This window comes from Vibrio xiamenensis, assembly GCF_900100015.1.
Classification (GTDB): Bacteria; Pseudomonadota; Gammaproteobacteria; order Enterobacterales; family Vibrionaceae; genus Vibrio; species Vibrio xiamenensis.
On the sequence record NZ_FNDD01000005.1, the window covers coordinates 176,465 to 196,926 of the forward strand.

Here is a 20,462-nt window from a genome sequence, read left to right on the forward strand (position 1 = left end):
GGTGATCAAAACAGAATCTGCAGCGCACAATGGAACTTCTCGCAATTCTTACCCAAACTTAGGTATCATGCGTTAGGACTAGATGGGATCTTATGAGTGAATCAACAATGAAAAAAAATAAAATTATTACCACAGAAGATATCTTATTAAAGCTGTGTCAGTCAGTTTCAAAGGTGCTTACTTCAGCGACCGCGTCAAACGTGACCTACTCTGCCATGGTGCAAAAAATTACCAAGACCAGTTTAAAGCCAGACTTCGGCTGTTTTGTTCTATTTGATGGTGGTTTTTCTGGCTTAGTGGTCATCAACTTTACGTCTAAAGCGGCACTTGAGCTCTACACCAGTTATATGCGTAATATGGGTATGCCAGAAGAAGAATTAGCGGTGCTTCATACCTCAGATGAAGTTGGCGATGTACTCGGAGAGTTAATGAACCAGTTGGTCGGTGATTTCACCAACAAAGTGCGTAAAGAGCTGCAAACCAACATCACTCAAAACCAGCCCAAGATGTTGTCACTAAACAAACAAGTGATTCTCTCGGTTGATACCAACTTAGATCGCCCGCAAGCACGACGCGTCACCTTCTCAACTCAAAACAACAACATCTTCTATCTTGAATTGGCAATGGATAAAACCGAATTCATTCAGCTTGAAGAATTCGATATCGACGATGAAGAAACACCCGATAGCATTTTCGAGCAAACTCAGCAGAGCATGAGCCAATCCAAAAGTACCAAATCAGCAGAAAATGAGTCCCTTGCGGGCAGCAATGATCTGCTTGACGAATTAGGCATTTAAATCACATTTCACTCGTGTCATGAATGAAATTCGTGCCACGAGTGCTTTTCTATTATTTCGTTTTAACCTCGAACGCGTTAAAATAGCCGACTTTGTAAAAACACAGAGTTCTTTTGTCGTCGATGGATAAGAAGAAAGCCCTTAAAAAAATCGCCAAATGTTTGGAGTTAGGTAACTCGGCAAACGTTAACGAAGCAGCGAATGCAATCAAAATGGCTCATCGTCTCATGCTCAAGTACGGGCTGGATAAAGACGATATCGAGTTCATAAAAATGGGCAAGACACAATCGACTCATCTTCTTCCCGCCAATATCAGTTCCACCTTGCTGCGCGTGATCCGTGGTATCAACACCAAATTTGGCGTTGAAGCGGTGCTACTCAACCATAAAGGTTTAAAACGAACTGAATTCATCGGCGAGGCTGACCGCGCGATTTTTGCTGCCTTTGCCTTTGATATCATCTACCGAGAAATGAATGAGCAAACTGGGCGTTTTCGTAACAGTTTCGCCGGTACTGGCACATCGAACTCCGAAGTGACCCGCCGAGTGAATTCGTTCGTTTCTGGCTGGGTAGAAGGCGCACTGGAAAAACTTCCGGTGATTACACCCGATGAAGAATCGACCCGTAAGATTGACAGCTACATCGACCGGGAATTTGAAAATATCGACCGCGAAACGTTTAAACAGCAATTGCGCGAAGCGATGAAAAATTTAACCGATGACTATGAAAAAGGCCTAAAGAAAGGCCGGACGGTATCGGTCAATCGTCCAATTGACGGTGCTCAAGCGCCTAAACTGCTGCGCTAGTCACTCACATCCTATACCGCATAAGGCAGCCATCGAGCTGCCTTTCGTTTATCTGTCCAACTCAAACCGCCCTTCACTATTGCCATTTGAGCGTAGTTAGCCAATTAGCGATATTTTAGCAATAACCAATATTTACCAATGAAGACCATTTGACCAACGAAGACCATTTGATCAACAAAGAATATGGGGTCGATGTACAATCGCCATCGATAAGCTGGTTAGGCGATGAAAATTTAGCGCTGTGCGACAATTCTTAATCGAGGCTTGGTAAAAAGCGACTAAACTTAGCGACAAAGTGATATAAAAACACCCACTTGGTAAACATTGAGTCAAATATAGCAACCTCAATTGACACAAGGGCTTAACCAACGTTTATTGTCTAACGTTTTTACTACTAACAGAACGGAGACTTGTTTGTGAAAAAGTTAACCATGGCCTTAGCCGTCGCGATTGCTTTGACTGGCTGTCAAGCGACTCAGCGTCAAAACGCGACTACCGGCGAAACCGAAACGAACTCAGCAACCAAAGGCGCATTAATTGGTGCCCTGTCTGGCGTTGCCGTTGGCTTAGCCACAGGTGATGATGCGCATTCACGCGGCAAACACGCATTGATTGGCGCAGCCAGCGGCGCGGCCATTGGCGGAGGCGTCGGCTACTATTTCGATAAACAAGAAGCTGCGCTACGTAAGCAACTTCTCGATTCAGGCGTGCAAGTGGAACGTGTCGGCGAAAACGAATTGATGCTGCGTATGGAAAACGGTATTGGTTTTCAAACCGGTTCATCGCAACTTGATGGCTCAATTCAGAGAACGCTGCAAGGCGTGGCGCGTATCCTGGTCGAATATCCAGACACAAGCCTTGTGATTGACGGCCATACTGACAGTGTCGGCAGCAATACTGCAAACCAAGTTCTGTCAGAAAAACGAGCGGAATCGGTGCGTGCTTATTTGGTATCGCAAGGCGTTGCAACCGGTCGTGCTGTTGCTCGTGGTAACGGTGAGCGCTACCCTATCTGCACCAACGATACCGACGCTGGCCGCGCGTGTAACCGCCGCGTTGAAATCCAAATACTGCCGCTAAAATAAATCCCATTTTAGGCGCTAAAATCGACCCAATTGGGTCGATTTTTTAACGCCAGCAAGACGGAGAGTTCCATTGAAGTTAAAAAGTCTTCCTTTGCTGATAACCTGTATGGTTTTATCTCCGTCGCTATTTGCCCTCACACTTGATGAATTAACTCAACAAGCAAAGCAAGGTGATGCTAAGGCGCAATATCAACTCGCTCAGCGTTTTAAAACAGGTGACGGCGTCACTCAATCAGCAAAAGATGCGTTTTACTGGCTCGATCAAGCAGCGCAAAACGGCCAACTTGATGCCAGTATTGAACTGGCTCAGCAAGCCGTTGATCACTCAGCGAATCCAGGTGATTTTGCCGAGCATTTCTATGCTTTGATTAAATTGGCGGCTTCTGGCGATGCCAACGCGCAAACAGCGCTAGCAAAGCTGTATCAAAATGAAGGGATTGCGGATATTGATCCCAAGCAACTGGCTGAAGTTTGGTATCACATCGCAGCAGAAAAAAGTGATGCTGCATCCGCCGCCTATTCGGCTCTACTCGAACAGCAGTTTAATCAGCGCCGTGCTAAACAGATAAAACAATTCAATGAACTGGAACCTGTATCTGCCGCCAGACCAGCAGATATTCAGGCTGAACAAAACTCGGCAATTTGGTATCAAATCGCTCTTGGGGTAAGCCTACTTATCAGTGCTTTATTCGCACTTTTACTGCTGAATAAAAAAGGCGCACCACACCACAGCGAACATGAGCAGCAAATTAGTCAACTGCAAGCAACCATCCATCAGCAAAATAGCGTGATGAAACAGCAAAAGCGCCAGCTCGAAACCCTGTTTCGTCAGTTCAAAAAACTGGAAACTCAGCCTGCTGCAGTACCTAAGCCTGAGCCTAAAGATCACAAACTTGGCTTGGCTGCATCGATGTTTGGCTTTCGAGCCAATAGCCTACCCGATGAGAAGCAGATCAAAACTCGTTATAAACAGCTGTGTAAAATTTATCATCCCGATTTAAAAGGCACAGATGAAGAAATGAAGCGTTTGAATAACGCACTGAAAATATTGCTGGCCCATGTTAATAAATAGTTACAACCAAGGTAACATAAGAAAACCCTTACAGCATAAGGTTTAGCAATTAAAAGCAATCGATATCCTTCCCATAAACTAACAAATAATTAACGCACTCGATATGAATGTGCGATAATCCGCCGCGCTAGGATTACATACCGTAACCAGGTGAGGAGAAAACATGTTTACAATAGAAGGTGTTTGCGACTGGTGTAAAAAGCCTGCGTTAGTGACCAAACACGATTACATCGACGGAAAATGCCACTACGCATGTGAAAAATGCCATCCGATGGCAACGCTCGATGTACGTCAATTCAACTTGGCCGAATTGCAACAGCGTGAACGTAACGCCGCTCGCCAATGACATTAAAATTGCGTGGTTAAACATGAAAGAAAGCGTCCTACTTGGGCGCTTTTTTGTTGGCTTAGCGTTACGAATGTCGCCGATAACCTTTAAGCACCCAACGGTATTCAAATCGTAAAATACCTGTATAACTTTTCCCTTCAGCCAAAACTCCATTTAAAGCTCACAAATTTTCATGTATTTCGTCAGCGCCAAGTCAGAATTTTTCTTATTAAAAATCAATTAGATAATAAAATAACTTAAAGATACGCAAAAAATACTGCTTAAAAACCCAACAAAATAGCTTGATCCAGTACTCAAACAGTAATACTGTATACACATACAGCATGTACAGAGAGACAGTATTATGATTCAGGCGAAACACCACTCATACTCAAAACATAACCTCCTTGCTCAACCGACCAAGCCACTGAATATCGAAGGTGAGATCCTTGCACGAATCGCAGGCCTTTCTTACCAGTCGCAATGGATTTTGTTTACCTCTGAGTGCCCTCGTCCTGATTACGAACAACTTAGCTCTTTTAATGTCATGTGCCAGAACGTTATTCATATGAAAGCATCTCGAACCAAAACAGAAATTGAAATCGTCATGCAAGCAATTTTGTCCGGTAATGCCAGTGCCATCGTTGCTTCGAATAATATCGATATCGTCAATCAAAAACTGCTGTGTCAAATGGCCAGTCGTCATGGCTGCGAAATCTTCTTTGTTGAGGGCAGAAATACTCAGTATCACTAATAAGCTCAACAAAGTTTCACTGTCTCTTTTCGCCTCTCTTTCTAGAGAGGCTTTTTTATTTGTTCTCGAAACGATACAAACTTAAGCAAACGTTTGCTTTTTCTCTGGAAGTGTCAAAATCTTCTGGTATTATTCACCACAAATCGAAGTACGACTCTCAGTCGCTTACGATAATTTGTCTTCAATTACGCATAGGAATGCCTCATGAGCCTCGCTGACCAAGTTCTTGCCGTCAATGACGATCTTCCCATTCGCACTGATAAACCTGTCCACAGTGGTAAAGTTCGTTCTGTTTATTGGCTGACCCAAGAAGATAGCCGCCGTTTGATCGAAGAAAAAGGTTACCCAGTATCCCCTGACGCGCCACTCGCTATTATGGTGATCAGCGACCGAATCTCAGCATTTGACTGCATTTGGCATGGCGAAGGTGGTTTGCAAGGTGTTCCTGGTAAAGGTGCAGCGCTTAACGCCATTTCAAACCACTGGTTTGATCTGTTTAAGCAACATGGCTTAGCGGACAGTCATATTCTCGATATTCCTCATCCACTGGTTTGGATTGTGCAAAAAGCCAAGCCGGTAAAAATTGAAGCGATTTGCCGCCAATACATCACAGGTTCAATGTGGCGTGCTTACGCCAAGGGTGAGCGTGAGTTTTGCGGTATTGAACTTCCACAAGGACTTGAAAAAGATAAAGCGCTGCCCGAACTGCTGATCACCCCGTCAACAAAAGGCATTTTGACTGGTATTCCAGGTGTGCCGGAAGCAGACGACGTCAACATTTCACGTCGCAATATCGAAGACAATTTCGCCGCATTTAATTTCTCCAGTGCCGATGACATTGCCCACTACGAACGTCTGCTCAAAGAAGGATTTGGCGTTATCAGCGAGGCACTCAAGCAAGTGGGTCAAATCTTTGTCGACACTAAATTTGAATTTGGCTACGTCAACGATGCAAACGGCAACGAAAAGCTCATCTATATGGATGAAGTCGGCACGCCAGACTCCTCTCGTTTATGGGATGCCAATGCTTATCAACAAGGCAAAATCGTTGAGAACTCCAAAGAAGGTTTCCGCCAATTCTTGCTCAACCACTTCCCAGATCCCGATATTTTGCTCAACAAAGAACGTATGCCAGAGCGTGAAGCACTTGCTCGAGACAACGCTTTACCGCTCGATGAGTTGATGGCCGTTTCAAAAACTTACACAGGCATTGCCGAAAAAATCACTGGCAAACCACTGCATATCGGCAGTAATCCAAAACAGGAAATCGTTAACGTTTTGCGCAGTCAATATGGTCTTATTGACTAACTACGCAGCGAGATACGGAAAAAGCGCCATTACGGCGCTTTTTTTATTGCTCATCTCAAATGCCAATTGGCGCCTAGATCTTAAAGCGTTGAATTTCACTTTGCAGCTGATGAGACAGACTTGATAGACGGCTCGCTTGACTGGCAGCCTCATCCGCTTCTTGTGCTAATTCATTAGATACGTCACGAATACCTTGAGTATTACGCGTCACCTCTGATGTCACTAATGCTTGCTCTTCCGCCGCTGCGGCAATTTGGGTGGCCATATCACTGATGAGTTCCACAGCCGATTTAATGTCCACCAATTGCTGCTCCGCGGCTTTGGCATCCACCACTGAGGTGCTGGCAAGCTCGCGACTATCGCCCATAATCGTCACTGCATTTGCCGTGGTTGATTGCAGCGTTTGAATCATGTCTTGAATTTCCTGCGTCGAAGCGTGGGTACGCTGACTTAAAATGCGCACTTCATCCGCAACGACAGCAAAACCACGCCCTTGCTCTCCGGCTCGCGCAGCTTCAATGGCGGCGTTGAGTGCTAGCAAATTGGTTTGCTCAGCGATATCAGTGATGGTTCCCAGAATGGTACTGATACTTTGGCTGTGACCATTGAGCTCTTGAATAACATTGGTCGCGCTCTCGACTTCTTTGGCTAAGTTGGCAATCGAAGTTTGAGTTTGGGTCACCTGGCTTGCGCCTGCGTTTGACGTCAGTACTGCTTGAGCGGCATTACTGGCGGCATTATCCGCGTTACCGGCAATTTCATGTGTCGCCGCAGACATTTCATTAATGGCGCTGGCCACCATATTAATTTCATCTTGCTGCTCACCAATACGGGCACTTCGAAGCGAAGCTTGCTCTGCGGTGAGTTTGGCCTGAATCGACAAGTCATTCGCCACGCCACTGAGTTTTTGTACCATGGTGTGCATATTACCAACGAAAATATTGAAATTGGTTGCCAACAGGCCCACTTCGTCATCTGTGCGAGGTTCAATACGTTGGGTTAAATCCCCGTCACCGGATGCAATTTCAGCCAAAGCGCTGGATACTTGCGCCAAATCGCGAAACAGAAAACTCACTAACCAATACACTAAGCTCAACACCAGCAGTGCGATCACCAACGCGGTGAACATCAAGCCTTTAAGCAGTTGGTAAAAGCCTTTTAGCTCGGTATTTTTGTCCAATTCAATGGCAAAGTACCATGGTGTCCCAGCCACTTTTTGAAAGTAGAACTGTTTTTCAGCGCCATTAACGCTGACAGGTTCCAACAGCCCGTTATTGGCAGCGCGCTCGACCATTGCCATCGACAATTGAGGCGAAAGCGCATCAAGTGGTTTCAATAGCAATTGGCTATTCTTGTGAGCGAGAAAAGTACCATTTTGCGCGTCGATAAGCATGGTATTTGCGTTGTCACCCGCATCGAGGTTGATAACATCGCTCACCAATTGATCGATCAGTACATCAGCACCCACAACGCCAGTGAAGATTCCTTGTAGGCTCAGCGGCTCTGCAATGGTGATGAGTAACGCATTGGTAATAGCATCTTGGTACGCAGTGGTGATGATTTGCTTACCTGCCGCTTTGGCGTCTTGATACCAAGGGCGCTGCCTTGGGTCATAATCAGCGCGATTACGCTCTGGGTGGGAGCGCAGCATCAGCCCCTGTGTCGTGCCGTAAAAAATATCATCGAAACCGCCTGCTTTTCTCGCCTGTTGTAAATACGGCACCACATCGGTTTGGTTAGAATAGTCATTAAACGCCTGAGCAATCGACTTTCTCACCGAGACCCAATCATGAATGCTCGCCGATGTCGCCGTTGCTAAGCTTCGGGTTCGAGCGTAAATACCATTGTCCGTCTGTTGGTACAGCCTGTCAGCGGCAATCCAAGTCAAAACACTTGCCATCACTACTACTGCCAACAAACTTGAGCCAATTAGTTTTTGTTTTAAAGTCATCTTCATCGTATTCGCAATTTATATGGTTGCCGTCAAAGCGCGAATACTACCTTATAAATAAATTAAATCTTAAGTATTAATTACTAATTTAGATCTTCAACCCAATGTTTTATAACACTAAATTTTCAAAGGGTATTTTATCATTTGGATAAAATTTATAAATCTAGTCGAATTCACTATACCATGCAGAAAAGCGCATCTTAAGGTAAGATAAAGGTACCCTGTTCCGAGATAAGAAAGCGTAAATATGGAAGCTGAACTGATTGAAATTAAAAATTTTCTCGCCCAGCACCCTCCCTTTGATGAACTTCCTGAAGAAACACTTGAGCATGTCACTCGCCACGTTGAGATTTCCTATTTTAGGGAAGACACGCCTATCATCCATTTTGGGGATCATATCCATGATTTGTACGTCGTACGCAGCGGTGTTGTGGAAGTCTATCGCCGTAAAGGGGAACTGTATAACCGTCTCGATCAAGGGGCTATTTTTGGTCAAATGGGATTACTGACCAACAACAAAGTGCGTTTCCCCGTCAAAGCCATCGAAGACACGCTGGTCTACTGTATTCCTGAGGATATTTTTCAAGAAATCTATGAGCAGCACGACTCTTTTGCCGATTATGTTGAGGTAGAAAACAATGCGCGGCTACGCCAAGCGGTATCAAGCACTCAACAAGACAACGATCTGACCACCTCAAAGGTACGAACGTTACTCACTCGAGACGCACCATTCGTGTTTAACACTGAATCGATCCAAAACGCCGCCATAAAAATGGCCGAGGAAAATATTTCTGCGTTATTGGTAATGGCTCCAGATGTCATCGAAGACGAAGAAGACGATAACAGCCCACTGCTTGGCATTATTACCGACCGTGACCTGTGTACTCGAGTTTTGGCTCAAGGTTTAGATCCCGCCGACCATGTTTCAACGGTCATGACCACAGAGCTTCTCTCGTTAGATCATAACGCTTATGTATACGAAGCTATGCTGAAAATGCTGCGCTACAACGTGCACCATTTGCCTGTTTTGAAAAACAAACAACCAATTGGCATCATTGAAACCAGTGATATCGTGCGTTATGAATCGCAAAGCTCGCTACTACTGGTCAGCAGTATCTTTCAACAGCATTCCATTGAAGAATTAGCCGCACTTTCAGAGCAAGTCAAAGACAGTTTTGTACGCTTGGTCAACGAAGATGCCAACTCGCATATGGTGGGCAGTGCGATGTCGGTGATTGGTCGCAGTTTCAAGCAGCGTATTGTCGAACTTGCTGAAGAAGAACTGGGCCAGGCTCCGGTTCCTTATTGCTTCTTGGCGCTCGGTTCAATGGGACGAGACGAGCAATTGTTGGTAACGGACCAAGACAACGCCATCATCCTCGATGATGAATACGATGAAAAACTGCACGGTGACTACTTTGCCAAATTCGCTAAAATCATCTGTGACGGGCTCGATAAGTGCGGTTACTCCTACTGCACAGGTGACATCATGGCCACCAACCCGATGTGGCGTATGACGCGTCGTGAATGGGAAGAATGCTTCGCCGATTGGATTGATGATCCCAATCCGAAAGCCCTATTGAACGCATCGATCTTTTTCGACCTCGACGGCGTATACGGACGCCTAAAATGGGCTGAACAATTAAACGGGTTTATTGTACGCCGTTCGCGTCGTAATAACCGCTTCTTAGCCTGCCTAGCACGTAACGCGTTAAATCGCACGCCACCACTTGGGTTCTTTAAAAGCTTTGTGATGGAAAAAGATGGCCGTCATAACAACTCTATCAACCTTAAACGCCGCGGTACCGCGCCGCTTGCAGACCTGATTCGTGTTCATGCGCTTGCGGTTGGCTCTCGCTCTCGCAACTCATTTGAACGCTTAGATGACATCATAGATGCAGGTATTTTACCTAAAGGCAAAGCTGAGGACCTACGTGATGCGTTAGAGTTTATTTCGATGGTACGAATTCGCCATCAAGCTTATGACGTCGAGAACAGCATCGAACCGGATAACAATATTGAGCCAGAGAATCTTTCTGACTTTGAAAGACGTAACCTCAAAGATGCTTTCCAGATCTTAAGCAATGCTCAGAACTTTTTAAAATACCGCTATCAAGCGGGCAAAAAACTTTAGGTCGATAAACATGTTTAAAAGACATTTGTCCTCACCCTCTATCGATTGGGAACACAAATTTCGGCAAAAGCTCCCCTTGGTTAGCAATCCGCATCTGATGAATTTTTATCAGCAAGGCGTTGAATCTGGTGATACGGCAATGGAAGATGTGACTTTCCTGGCTATGGATTTTGAAACCACTGGGCTTAACGATAAGCAAGATGAGATCATCACCATAGGCACGGTCCCTTTTAATCTTAACCGTGTATTTCTCAATCAAGCCAAACATTGGACGGTACGCCCAAGAAGGCAACTTGAGGAAGAATCGGTGGTTATCCATGGCATCACTCACAGTGATGTTCTTGATGCTCCGGATTTTTCTGAGATTTATCAGCAGGTGTTAGATGAAATGGCCGGGAAAATTTTGGTGGTTCACTACAACCAAATCGAGCGTAAGTTTCTTGACCGCGCGCTGAGAACTCGTATTGATGAAGGAATTGAATTTCCAGTTATCGACACGCTTGCGCTAGAAAGTGAAATTCAAAAAAAGCTCAATGGTGGAATCATCAATCGGCTTAAAGGCAAAAAGCCCGAGTCGGTACGGCTGGGCCAAAGTCGAACTCGTTATGGCCTGCCCGCTTACACCCCACACCATGCGCTGACTGATGCCATTGCCACCGCGGAGCTGCTGCAGGCTCAAGTGGCTTATCATTACAATAAGCAAGATGCGTTAAAGCAATTCTGGCTTTGAGTCGATAATCGATTCCATCGCGGAATACGAAAAAAGGGGCCATTTGGCCCCTTTTAGTTTGTATCAACAATGATTTAATTAGCTGCGTTCTTCGGTGCTCATACCTTTCAACAAGCTCACGCACATCAGCAGCAGCACAAAGGTAAACGGCAACGCCGTTGAAATCGCGCCGGCTTGCAGTGCTTGAATGGCTTCTGTACCGCCAACCCAAAGCAGCGCAATCGCAATTGCGCCTTCCATTAGCGCCCAGAAAATACGTTGTGGGACCGGAGCATCCATTTTGCCGCCCGCGGTAATGCTATCGATAACCATCGAGCCTGAATCTGATGATGTAATAAAGAACACCAACACTAGAATCACTGCAATGGTCGATAACACAGTCCCAAACGGCAGCACATCAAACATTTGGAACATAGCCAGAGAAACGTCTGTCAGGCCATTAGCACCAAGCTCACCAACTTTGTTAACCACTTGATCAATCGCCAGACCACCAAACACTGACATCCAGACTAAAGTCACCAAGGTTGGAACAATCAGTACTGCGGTCATAAATTCACGGACTGTGCGACCTTTCGATACACGCGCAATAAAAGTACCAACAAATGGTGACCATGAAATCCACCATGCCCAGTAGAAGACAGTCCAACCTTGGAACCACGCTTCATCAGTACGACCATGAGGGTTACTAAGCGGAATGATATTTTCAATGTAGGACATCAAAGTGGTCGGGATGGTACCAAAAGTAATCGCATAACCGATTAGCGCCACCAAAATCAGCAGCAAAAATGCCACGATCATATTGATGTTACTGATAACTTTTACGCCGCCGTCTAGGCCACGAACCACAGAAATCGTCGCAAGTAAGGTCACGCCAATAATCACGATGATTTGAAGGCCAAGCCCAGCTTCAATGCCAAATACATGGTGAATACCACTGGCGGCTTGCTGCGCACCTAGGCCTAGAGAAGTTGCTAAACCAAACAAGGTTGCCAGCACGGCTAGGATATCGACAATGTGCCCTGCCCAGCCCCAAGCTTTATCGCCAAGAATTGGGTAAAAGATGGAACGAATCGAGAGAGGCAAACCTTTGTTGTAGGCGAAAAACGCCAACGACAAAGCAACAACACCATAGATAGCCCAAGGATGCAGACCCCAGTGGAACATAGTCGCACCCAGCGCCAATTTCGCAGCTTCTGGTGTATTCGCTGCCACATTTAATGGCGTTTCATACCAACCGGTGTAGTAAGCCACTGGCTCCGCCACACTCCAGAACATCAAACCGATACCCATACCTGCGGCAAATAACATTGCAAGCCAAGATAAAAATGAAAAATCGGTCGTCGCTTCTTTACCACCCAAACGGATTTTGCCGTAAGGAGAGACAATCAACCCTAAGCAGAAAATCACGAAAATATTGCCTGCCCAGATAAATAGCCAGTCAAATGTTCCAATAATGCTCCATTTGATGCCATCTAAGGCTGTTTTAGTCTCGTGCGGATCCAAAAATATGGCAGCTAAAAGAAATAGGAGTATCAATCCTGCACTGATTCCAAATACTGGGTTATGAACATCGAACCCCCACTTTTGTACATTATCTTGACCGACGGTGTAGTCGGTACTGTCGATACTGTACTTATCGATACCTTTAGTCATGCATCCCCTCTGATAGACATTTCTTGAAACTCGTTTTTTTATTGCACAATAATGTTTAGTACAAAAACAATTCAACGGTGATAAATTTCACTTTGAAGAATGTAATTTCGACGGACAGTTTACATTTTATTGGCTTACGATCCAGCAATTGAGCAAAAAATATACTAAAAATATTTATTTAGCCTTTCAAGCGAACAAATTAAAACCAATACTTCATCCCTAGTTAGACTGTATATACTTCGTATACAAATCTTTTAGGATAGAACCATTCTTTCGCCTTCAAATAAAATGAAACGACATTTTTTGTACAGAAAATATTTATGCTTTAAATAGTAGTCAATTTCCGGTATGTTCGCCTCTTGTTACGCGCACAGGTATAGAAATCGTTAGGAAGTCAGTTTGGAAAAACATGAAGAAGTTTTGGTTGCAATTCGCCAAATCATTAGAGCCATCGACCTACATTCAAAAAAACTCAGTAAAGAGTCTGGTCTTACCGGGCCACAACTGATTTTGATGCGCTCTATTCGTGAACTAGGACAGGTCACGATCAAAGAGTTATCAAAGCACACCAATATGAGCCAAGCGACCGCGACAACGATTCTTGATAGACTTGAGCGCAACGAACTGGTGCAACGTATACGCAGTCAGACAGATAAGCGTAAGGTCCACGCGCATCTGACTGACAAAGGGAAACAGTTGCTGGAAGAGGCGCCTCTCCCTCTACAACACAGTTTTGTGAATAATTTTCAAAAACTCGAAGAGTGGGAACAATCCCTTTTACTCTCTTCAGTGCAACGTATTTCTTCAATGATGAACGCTGAAGATTACGATGTGGCGCCAATGCTTGAGATTGGCAGTATCACCAACGCCGAATATAAAGGCTAATGCCCAAGCGATAGTGAATAGAAACCTGACATCAAGTCAGGTTTTTTATGGCACAAGCCAAGCGTAATAACTGACATTACCGATACCAATCAACTCACCATCCACATACAAAATAACCAGCAAGCTAAATAGCAGCAAATACACAAAGTTAAATCGCTTCACTCTACGACGTTTTTCTCGATGCTCTTTTGAAGAACCGACATCCTGTAATACCGCTAACGCAAACGGATAAATAAACAGCATTCCTAGCAGCATCCAAGATAACGTTATCATCACGTCATCAAACATGTTCCTTTCCCATTGATTGCGAATCTATATATTACGCTATCAAAAGTAACGAACCATGAATGAGACAGTCGATTATTCCGCGCGTTGAACTCCGTAAAAAAGCGCAAATTTTGATGAAACTAAGCGAAACTGGCATTTTCTAGGTATAAAAAAACCGAGCCATAAAGGCTCGGTTTTATACTGTCAATCAAGAGTTATTCTTGCTCGTCAGAATCATCGTTCGATTGCTCATCAGCTTGCTCAGGCGCATTGGCCTCAACATCGCTATCCACAGTCTCTTCACCATCAACGGCATCTTCGGGAAGCTCAACTTCTTCAACTTCATCGATACGTTGTAGGCCGACAACTTTTTCTTCTTCAGCAGTACGGATAAGCGTCACACCTTGAGTATTACGACCCACTTGGCTTACTTCAGCTACGCGAGTTCGAACTAAGGTACCGGCGTTGGTGATCATCATAAACTCATCACCTTCTTCCGCTTGTACAGCGCCGACAACGCTGCCGTTACGCTCAGAGACTTTGATAGACACAACGCCTTGTGTGCCACGGCCTTTGGTCGGATACTCGCTAAGCGCAGTACGCTTACCGTAACCATTTTCCGTTACTGTCAGCACATCGCCTTGGTTAGCTGGAACGATCAAAGAGACCACTTGGTCGCCTTCCGCCAGTTTCATACCACGAACGCCCGAAGCAGTACGTCCCATCGGACGAACACCTTTGAACTTGATTTCCGGCTGGCCGTTTTCATCAAGTACTGGTGAACCATCTTCGTTCAGAACCGGCGTTTCTTCCGCTTCTTTAAAGCGTACCACTTTACCCGCTTTAGAGAACAGCATGATTTCATTTTCGCCGTTGGTGATATCAACGCCGATCAATGAATCATCTTCACGTAAGTTAACTGCAATCAAACCGTTTGAGCGTACGTTAGCAAACTGGTTAAGTGGCGTTTTCTTAACGGTACCGTCACCGGTCGCCATGAAGATGAATTTATCTTCTGAGAACTCATCGACACGTAAGATAGCGGTAATACGTTCATTCTCTTCCAGCGGAAGAATATTGACGATCGGTTTACCACGTGCGGTACGTGTCGCTTGAGGAAGTTGATACACTTTCAAGCGGTAAGTCTTACCACGAGTTGAGAAACAAAGAATATTGTCATGCGTGTTGGCAACCAACAAGCGCTCAATATAGTCTTCGTCTTTCATGCGTGTTGCACTCTTACCTTTACCACCACGACGCTGAGCTTCGTAGTCGTTAAGCAATTGGTACTTCACGTAGCCTTCGTGCGACAGTGTCACTACAACATCTTCGCGAGCGATCAGCTCTTCCATGTCGATATCATGGATAGCCGCTGTAATCTCTGTGCGACGAGCATCGCCGTAAGTATCGCGAACCAGTTCTAGCTCTTCACGAATGACTTCCATCAAACGCTCGGTGCTAGCAAGAATGTGCATTAACTCTGCAATTTCTTCGAGCAACTGTTTGTATTCATCAAGGATTTTCTCGTGCTCTAGACCGGTCAAACGGTGCAGACGCAATTCCAAAATCGCTTGAGCTTGTTGTTCGGTTAGGAAATATTGACCATCACGAATGCCGTATTCTGGCTCTAGCCATTCAGGACGAGCGGCATCAGTGCCCGCACGCTCTAGCATCGCAGCAACATTACCCAGATCCCAACCACGAGCGACCAGGCCAGCTTTTGCTTCTGCTGGTGTTGGCGCGTTACGAATCAATTCGATGATTTCATCGATGTTCGCTAGTGCCAGCGCCAAACCTTCTAGAATATGAGCACGTTCACGCGCTTTACGAAGTTCAAAGATAGTACGACGTGTCACAACCTCGCGGCGGTGATCGACGAAACATTTGAGCATCTCTTTTAGGTTAAACAACTGAGGTTGACCATTGTTAAGGGCAACCATGTTGATACCAAATGTGGTTTGCAGCTGAGTATTGGTGTAAAGGTTGTTGAGAACGACCTCACCAACAGCATCACGCTTACATTCGATAACGATGCGCATGCCGTCTTTATCAGATTCGTCACGCAGAGCGCTAATGCCTTCAACACGCTTCTCTTTAACCAGATCAGCGATTTTCTCAATCAAACGCGCTTTGTTAACTTGATAAGGAATTTCGCTAACAATGATGGTCTCACGACCATTTTTATCGGTCTCGATTTCCGCTTTTGAGCGCATGTAGACTTTACCACGACCGGTTTTATACGCGTCAATGATGCCTTTGCGTCCACTGATCAAAGCAGCGGTTGGGAAATCTGGACCAGGAATGAATTCCATTAACTCATCAATCGTGATGGCTTCATTATCAATGTAAGCCAAACAACCGTCGATGACTTCTCCTAGGTTATGTGGAGGAATGTTGGTTGCCATACCGACCGCGATACCTGAGGCACCGTTCACTAACAAGTTAGGAATTTTCGTCGGTAGTACTGCTGGAATTTGTTCAGTACCGTCGTAGTTTGGTACGTAATCGACTGTTTCTTTGTCGAGGTCTGCCAACAATTCGTGGGCAATTTTCGCCATTCGAACTTCGGTATAACGCATCGCCGCAGCGGAGTCGCCATCAATTGAACCAAAGTTTCCTTGACCGTCGACCAGCATGTAACGAAGTGAGAACGGTTGAGCCATACGTACGATGGTGTCGTACACAGCACTATCACCATGGGGGTGATATTTACCGATTACGTCGCCGACAACACGGGCTGATTTTTTATATGCTTTGTTCCAATCGTTGCCAAGTACATTCATCGCAAAAAGTACGCGGCGATGTACTGGTTTTAGACCATCACGCACATCTGGAAGAGCACGACCCACGATAACGGACATCGCGTAGTCAAGGTAAGAACCTCTCAGCTCATCTTCAATGTTTACGGGCGTGATCTCTCTAGCTAGATCGCTCATAGAGCCAATATCCCTCTATAGTTTCGTATATGTAATACGCTTAAGGTGCAAAAATATAACACACATTTACAGTGTGAGGCATTACTTTCCCTGACCTTTTATCAGGTTGTGAGGTTGGTTGAGAATCAAATGATGACAATTTGCACATTCTCGTATTATCCCCCTGATAAATGGTTATATTTTAGCCAAAATTTCGCAAATATTTTTCAAACGGTGGTGCGTGGTCGCCTTACGAGTATAATGCGTTTTAATTTCATGGAAGCAGTTTTACTCCGGGTAGAAAATATGACTCAAACAAAGAACGTCGATCCAAACGAAATCAAGAAATTTGAAGACATGGCCTCGCGTTGGTGGGATCTCGAGGGGGAATTTAAACCCCTACATCAAATTAACCCGCTTCGCCTCAATTACGTTTTGGAGCGCACTCACGGCTTATTTGGCAAAAAAGTGCTAGACGTCGGCTGTGGCGGTGGAATTTTATCTGAAAGCATGGCCAAAGAAGGCGCCATTGTTACCGGCCTCGATATGGGTAAAGAGCCCCTCGAAGTCGCTCGCCTTCACGCTCTCGAAACGGGCACCGAACTCTCTTACATTCAAAGTACGATTGAAGACCACGCCGAACAACATCCGCAGCACTATGATGTGGTCACTTGTATGGAAATGCTTGAGCATGTTCCCGACCCAAGTTCGGTCATCAAAGCTTGCTCCGAGTTGGTAAAACCTGGCGGTCATGTATTTTTCTCAACGCTCAACCGTAATTTTAAATCGTACTTATTTGCCATCGTTGGTGCAGAGAAAGTGATGAAGATTGTTCCCGAAGGCACACACGAACATGAAAAGTTCATCAAACCATCGGAACTACTTAAAATGGTCGACAAAGCCGACTTGCACGCCATGGGTATTAAAGGGCTCCATTATAACCCGTTAACCGATACCTATTCACTTGGGCAAAAAGTGGATGTGAACTACATCGTCCACACGTTGAAACAACTCTAAATTACCCGGTTATTGATAAAAAAGGCGATAGCATAAACCTATCGCCTTTTTTAGTTCTAAAGCGTGAGTTCGTGCTGTCTATTCCAGTTTTTTTACCGCATTTTTTTCCCTAAATTGGGAGCGAGTTTTCAGTTAAAGATCAAGTAATTTTTTTTTGTTCTTGGTCAGTAAAAACACAATCTGAAAGCTGTTTTTTTTTCCCGCCTATTGCGACCTTTTCTTATCGGTTAGTAGCTACTAACTGTTTTTTTTAAATTTGCCACTTATCCACAAGTCATCCAAGATCTTCGCCTTGAAATAGAGTGCCAATAGCACTATCTTGTAATCCGAAAGACGAGATACCCCTATATCTTGTGTTTGTAGCATAAAATATAGACTTACTTAGATCACAAAGCCGCCAGCAAGTTTACAAGAATTACATAAAAATACGGCTTTAATCAGTTTTGTTAGGGAAATAAAGCAGAATGAACCAACAACTTACCGTCACTAAGCGTGATGGACGTAAAGAAAAAATCGATCTCGATAAGATCCACCGTGTAATCACATGGGCTGCAGAAGATTTAGACAATGTTTCAGTGTCTCAAGTTGAATTAAAAGCTCACATCCAGTTTTATGACGGTATCACCACATCAGATATTCACGAAACCATCATCAAATCTGCAGCTGACTTGATCTCTGAAGACACGCCTGACTATCAATATCTTGCGGCGCGTCTAGCGGTATTCCATCTACGTAAAAAAGCGTATGGCGAATACGAACCACCAGCACTTTATGACCACGTTTCTCGCCTAGTAAATTTAGGTAAGTACGATAAGCACTTGCTTGAAGACTATAGCGTGGAAGAGTTCGCTGAGCTCAACGAATACATCGACCACAAGCGCGACTTAAACTTCTCTTATGCAGCCGTTAAGCAGCTTGAAGGTAAATACTTTGTTCAGAACCGTGTATCTGGACAGATCTACGAAAGTGCACAGTTTTTGTACATTTTGGTAGCCGCTTGCTTATTTGCTAAGTATCCAAAAGACACTCGTTTAGACTACGTTAAGCGTTTCTATGATGCGGCATCAACGTTTAAGATTTCGCTTCCAACACCAATTATGTCTGGTGTTCGTACTCCGACTCGTCAGTTCAGCTCTTGTGTTCTGATTGAATGTGGTGACAGCCTTGATTCTATCAACGCGACGGCAAGCTCTATCGTGCGTTATGTCTCACAGCGTGCCGGTATCGGTATTAATGCCGGTCGTATTCGTGCACTAGGCTCAGAGATTCGTGGCGGTGAAGCGTTCCACACAGGTTGTATCCCGTTCTACAAGTATTTCCAAACCGCAGTAAAATGTTGCTCCCAAGGCGGCGTACGCGGCGGCGCGGCAACCGTGTTCTATCCGATGTGGCATGGTGAAGTTCAGTCTCTACTTGTTCTGAAGAATAACCGCGGTGTTGAAGAGAACCGTGTCCGTCATATGGATTACGGTGTACAGCTGAACAAGCTGATGTACAACCGCTTAGTAAAAGGCGGCAACATTACTCTGTTCTCGCCATCAGACGTTCCTGGACTCTACGATGCCTTCTTTGAAAACCAAGAAGAATTTGAGCGTCTGTACGTTAAGTATGAAAACGATCCTGCGATTAAGAAAGAGAGCGTAAAAGCGGTTGAGCTGTTCTCTCTATTGATGCAAGAGCGCGCCTCAACAGGCCGTATCTACATTCAAAACGTAGACCACTGTAATACCCATAGCCCATTTGACTCAAGTGTTGCACCAGTGCGTCAATCGAACTTGTGTTTGGAAGTGGCACTGCCAACCAAACCACTGAGCAACGTTGAAGATGAGTCTGGCGAAATTGCACTGTGTACACTTTCTGCATTTAACCTCGGTGCAATTGAATCTTTAGATGATTTTGAAGAGCTTTCGGAGCTAGTTGTACGCGCACTTGATGCCCTACTCGATTATCAAGATTACCCACTGCCAGCGGCACGTCGTTCAACAATGAACCGTCGTACTCTGGGTGTTGGCGTCATCAACTACGCTTATTACCTAGCCAAAAATGGCGTGAAATATTCAGATGGTAGCGCAAATGGTCTAACACACCGCACGTTTGAAGCAATGCAATACTACTTGTTAAAAGCTTCGGTTGCGCTTGCGAAAGAGCAAGGTCGTTGCCCTGCTTTCAACGAGACCAACTACGCGAAAGGCCTACTGCCTATCGACACGTATAAGAAAGATCTCGATACCATTTGTAACGAGCCACTGCACTACGATTGGGATGCACTGCGTGAAGAGATCATGGAATACGGTCTGCGTAACTCAACACTGACTGCATTGATGCCATCAGAAACATCATCGCAAATCTCAAACGCTACCAACGGTATTGAACCGCCACGTGGTTACGTTTCAGTGAAAGCGTCAAAAGACGGCATCCTTAAGCAGGTTGTACCTGAGTTCCATCAGTACAAAGAGAACTACGAGTTACTTTGGAACATTGGCTCAAACGATGGTTACTTACACCTAGTTGGTATCATGCAAAAATTCGTTGACCAAGCGATTTCGGCTAACACCAACTACGACCCAAGCCGCTACGAAACCGGCAAAGTGCCAATGAAGAAACTGCTGCAAGATCTCTTGACTGCCTATAAATTTGGCGTCAAAACGCTGTACTATCACAACACTCGTGATGGCGCGAAAGATGATCAAAAAGACGCAGTAGAAGCACAAGACGACGATTGCGCAGGCGGCGGTTGTAAGATCTAATCTATCCGCAGAA

The 20,462-nt window shown here is 45.0% G+C and carries 16 protein-coding genes; 12 read left to right on the forward strand and 4 right to left on the reverse strand.

The window, feature by feature from the left end; all coding sequences use genetic code 11:
* Window positions 1–107: 107 nt before the first annotated feature.
* The 7 genes from BLS03_RS06370 (at window position 108) to BLS03_RS06400 (ending at window position 6,150) form a co-directional block, all read left to right on the forward strand.
* Entirely contained in the window at window positions 108–797 is a 690-nt protein-coding gene (locus tag BLS03_RS06370) for a DUF3334 family protein (RefSeq protein WP_093271028.1), read from the forward strand.
* A 122-nt stretch (window positions 798–919) separates the two neighbouring features.
* Window positions 920–1,603, forward strand: coding sequence for a DUF2786 domain-containing protein (locus BLS03_RS06375; protein ID WP_093271030.1), 684 nt, complete (start codon window positions 920–922; stop codon window positions 1,601–1,603).
* Between the two features lie 416 nt (window positions 1,604–2,019).
* Window positions 2,020–2,688 carry a YiaD family glycine zipper/OmpA-like lipoprotein gene (locus BLS03_RS06380; RefSeq protein WP_093271033.1) on the forward strand — a complete coding sequence of 223 codons (669 nt, stop codon included), beginning with the start codon at window positions 2,020–2,022 and terminating at the stop codon, window positions 2,686–2,688.
* A gap of 70 nt (window positions 2,689–2,758) precedes the next feature.
* The gene (locus tag BLS03_RS06385) at window positions 2,759–3,760 is read left to right on the forward strand and encodes a J domain-containing protein (protein WP_143015599.1); all 1,002 of its coding nucleotides are present in this window, start codon (window positions 2,759–2,761) and stop codon (window positions 3,758–3,760) included.
* A 163-nt stretch (window positions 3,761–3,923) separates the two neighbouring features.
* A complete protein-coding gene (locus BLS03_RS06390; RefSeq protein ID WP_093271038.1) occupies window positions 3,924–4,106 on the forward strand; it encodes a hypothetical protein in 183 nt (60 codons plus the stop codon).
* A gap of 346 nt (window positions 4,107–4,452) precedes the next feature.
* On the forward strand, window positions 4,453–4,842 hold the full coding sequence (locus BLS03_RS06395; protein WP_093271040.1) for a hypothetical protein: 390 nt from the start codon (window positions 4,453–4,455) through the stop codon (window positions 4,840–4,842).
* A gap of 204 nt (window positions 4,843–5,046) precedes the next feature.
* A complete protein-coding gene (locus tag BLS03_RS06400) occupies window positions 5,047–6,150 on the forward strand; it encodes a phosphoribosylaminoimidazolesuccinocarboxamide synthase (protein ID WP_093271043.1) in 1,104 nt (367 codons plus the stop codon).
* 73 nt (window positions 6,151–6,223) lie between these two features.
* Here BLS03_RS06400 and BLS03_RS06405 read toward each other — a convergent pair whose 3' ends face one another.
* The gene (locus BLS03_RS06405) at window positions 6,224–8,107 is read right to left on the reverse strand and encodes a methyl-accepting chemotaxis protein (protein WP_093271045.1); all 1,884 of its coding nucleotides are present in this window, start codon (window positions 8,105–8,107) and stop codon (window positions 6,224–6,226) included.
* A gap of 241 nt (window positions 8,108–8,348) precedes the next feature.
* Here BLS03_RS06405 and BLS03_RS06410 point away from each other — a divergent pair, with 241 nt between their 5' ends.
* Both BLS03_RS06410 and BLS03_RS06415 read left to right on the forward strand, forming a co-directional pair.
* A complete protein-coding gene (locus BLS03_RS06410) occupies window positions 8,349–10,235 on the forward strand; it encodes a putative nucleotidyltransferase substrate binding domain-containing protein (RefSeq protein WP_093271048.1) in 1,887 nt (628 codons plus the stop codon).
* Window positions 10,236–10,245: 10 nt separating this feature from the next.
* Window positions 10,246–10,965: a 3'-5' exonuclease gene (locus BLS03_RS06415; protein ID WP_093271050.1), complete on the forward strand. Its 720-nt coding sequence runs from the start codon at window positions 10,246–10,248 to the stop codon at window positions 10,963–10,965.
* A 78-nt stretch (window positions 10,966–11,043) separates the two neighbouring features.
* Here BLS03_RS06415 and BLS03_RS06420 read toward each other — a convergent pair whose 3' ends face one another.
* A complete protein-coding gene (locus BLS03_RS06420; RefSeq protein WP_093271053.1) occupies window positions 11,044–12,618 on the reverse strand; it encodes a BCCT family transporter in 1,575 nt (524 codons plus the stop codon).
* A gap of 399 nt (window positions 12,619–13,017) precedes the next feature.
* Here BLS03_RS06420 and BLS03_RS06425 point away from each other — a divergent pair, with 399 nt between their 5' ends.
* A complete protein-coding gene (locus tag BLS03_RS06425) occupies window positions 13,018–13,503 on the forward strand; it encodes a MarR family winged helix-turn-helix transcriptional regulator (RefSeq protein ID WP_093271056.1) in 486 nt (161 codons plus the stop codon).
* Window positions 13,504–13,548: 45 nt separating this feature from the next.
* Here BLS03_RS06425 and BLS03_RS06430 read toward each other — a convergent pair whose 3' ends face one another.
* Window positions 13,549–13,791 carry a hypothetical protein gene (locus tag BLS03_RS06430; protein ID WP_093271060.1) on the reverse strand — a complete coding sequence of 81 codons (243 nt, stop codon included), beginning with the start codon at window positions 13,789–13,791 and terminating at the stop codon, window positions 13,549–13,551.
* A 194-nt stretch (window positions 13,792–13,985) separates the two neighbouring features.
* Entirely contained in the window at window positions 13,986–16,706 is a 2,721-nt protein-coding gene (gene gyrA, locus BLS03_RS06435) for a DNA topoisomerase (ATP-hydrolyzing) subunit A (RefSeq protein ID WP_093271062.1), read from the reverse strand.
* A 285-nt stretch (window positions 16,707–16,991) separates the two neighbouring features.
* Here gyrA and ubiG point away from each other — a divergent pair, with 285 nt between their 5' ends.
* Window positions 16,992–17,702: a bifunctional 2-polyprenyl-6-hydroxyphenol methylase/3-demethylubiquinol 3-O-methyltransferase UbiG gene (gene ubiG, locus BLS03_RS06440; RefSeq protein ID WP_093271065.1), complete on the forward strand. Its 711-nt coding sequence runs from the start codon at window positions 16,992–16,994 to the stop codon at window positions 17,700–17,702.
* A 464-nt stretch (window positions 17,703–18,166) separates the two neighbouring features.
* Window positions 18,167–20,449, forward strand: coding sequence for a class 1a ribonucleoside-diphosphate reductase subunit alpha (gene nrdA / locus BLS03_RS06445; RefSeq protein ID WP_093271068.1), 2,283 nt, complete (start codon window positions 18,167–18,169; stop codon window positions 20,447–20,449).
* Window positions 20,450–20,462: the final 13 nt, after the last annotated feature.

Coding starts and splice junctions, on each gene's coding strand:
- BLS03_RS06370 (WP_093271028.1), top strand. CDS start 108: ATGAAAAAAAATAAAATTATTACCACAGAAGATATCTTATTAAAGCTG.
- BLS03_RS06375 (WP_093271030.1), top strand. CDS start 920: ATGGATAAGAAGAAAGCCCTTAAAAAAATCGCCAAATGTTTGGAGTTA.
- BLS03_RS06390 (WP_093271038.1), top strand. CDS start 3,924: ATGTTTACAATAGAAGGTGTTTGCGACTGGTGTAAAAAGCCTGCGTTA.
- BLS03_RS06395 (WP_093271040.1), top strand. CDS start 4,453: ATGATTCAGGCGAAACACCACTCATACTCAAAACATAACCTCCTTGCT.
- BLS03_RS06400 (WP_093271043.1), top strand. CDS start 5,047: ATGAGCCTCGCTGACCAAGTTCTTGCCGTCAATGACGATCTTCCCATT.
- BLS03_RS06405 (WP_093271045.1), bottom strand. CDS start 8,107: ATGAAGATGACTTTAAAACAAAAACTAATTGGCTCAAGTTTGTTGGCA.
- BLS03_RS06410 (WP_093271048.1), top strand. CDS start 8,349: ATGGAAGCTGAACTGATTGAAATTAAAAATTTTCTCGCCCAGCACCCT.
- BLS03_RS06415 (WP_093271050.1), top strand. CDS start 10,246: ATGTTTAAAAGACATTTGTCCTCACCCTCTATCGATTGGGAACACAAA.
- BLS03_RS06420 (WP_093271053.1), bottom strand. CDS start 12,618: ATGACTAAAGGTATCGATAAGTACAGTATCGACAGTACCGACTACACC.
- BLS03_RS06430 (WP_093271060.1), bottom strand. CDS start 13,791: ATGTTTGATGACGTGATGATAACGTTATCTTGGATGCTGCTAGGAATG.
- gyrA (WP_093271062.1), bottom strand. CDS start 16,706: ATGAGCGATCTAGCTAGAGAGATCACGCCCGTAAACATTGAAGATGAG.
- ubiG (WP_093271065.1), top strand. CDS start 16,992: ATGACTCAAACAAAGAACGTCGATCCAAACGAAATCAAGAAATTTGAA.
- nrdA (WP_093271068.1), top strand. CDS start 18,167: ATGAACCAACAACTTACCGTCACTAAGCGTGATGGACGTAAAGAAAAA.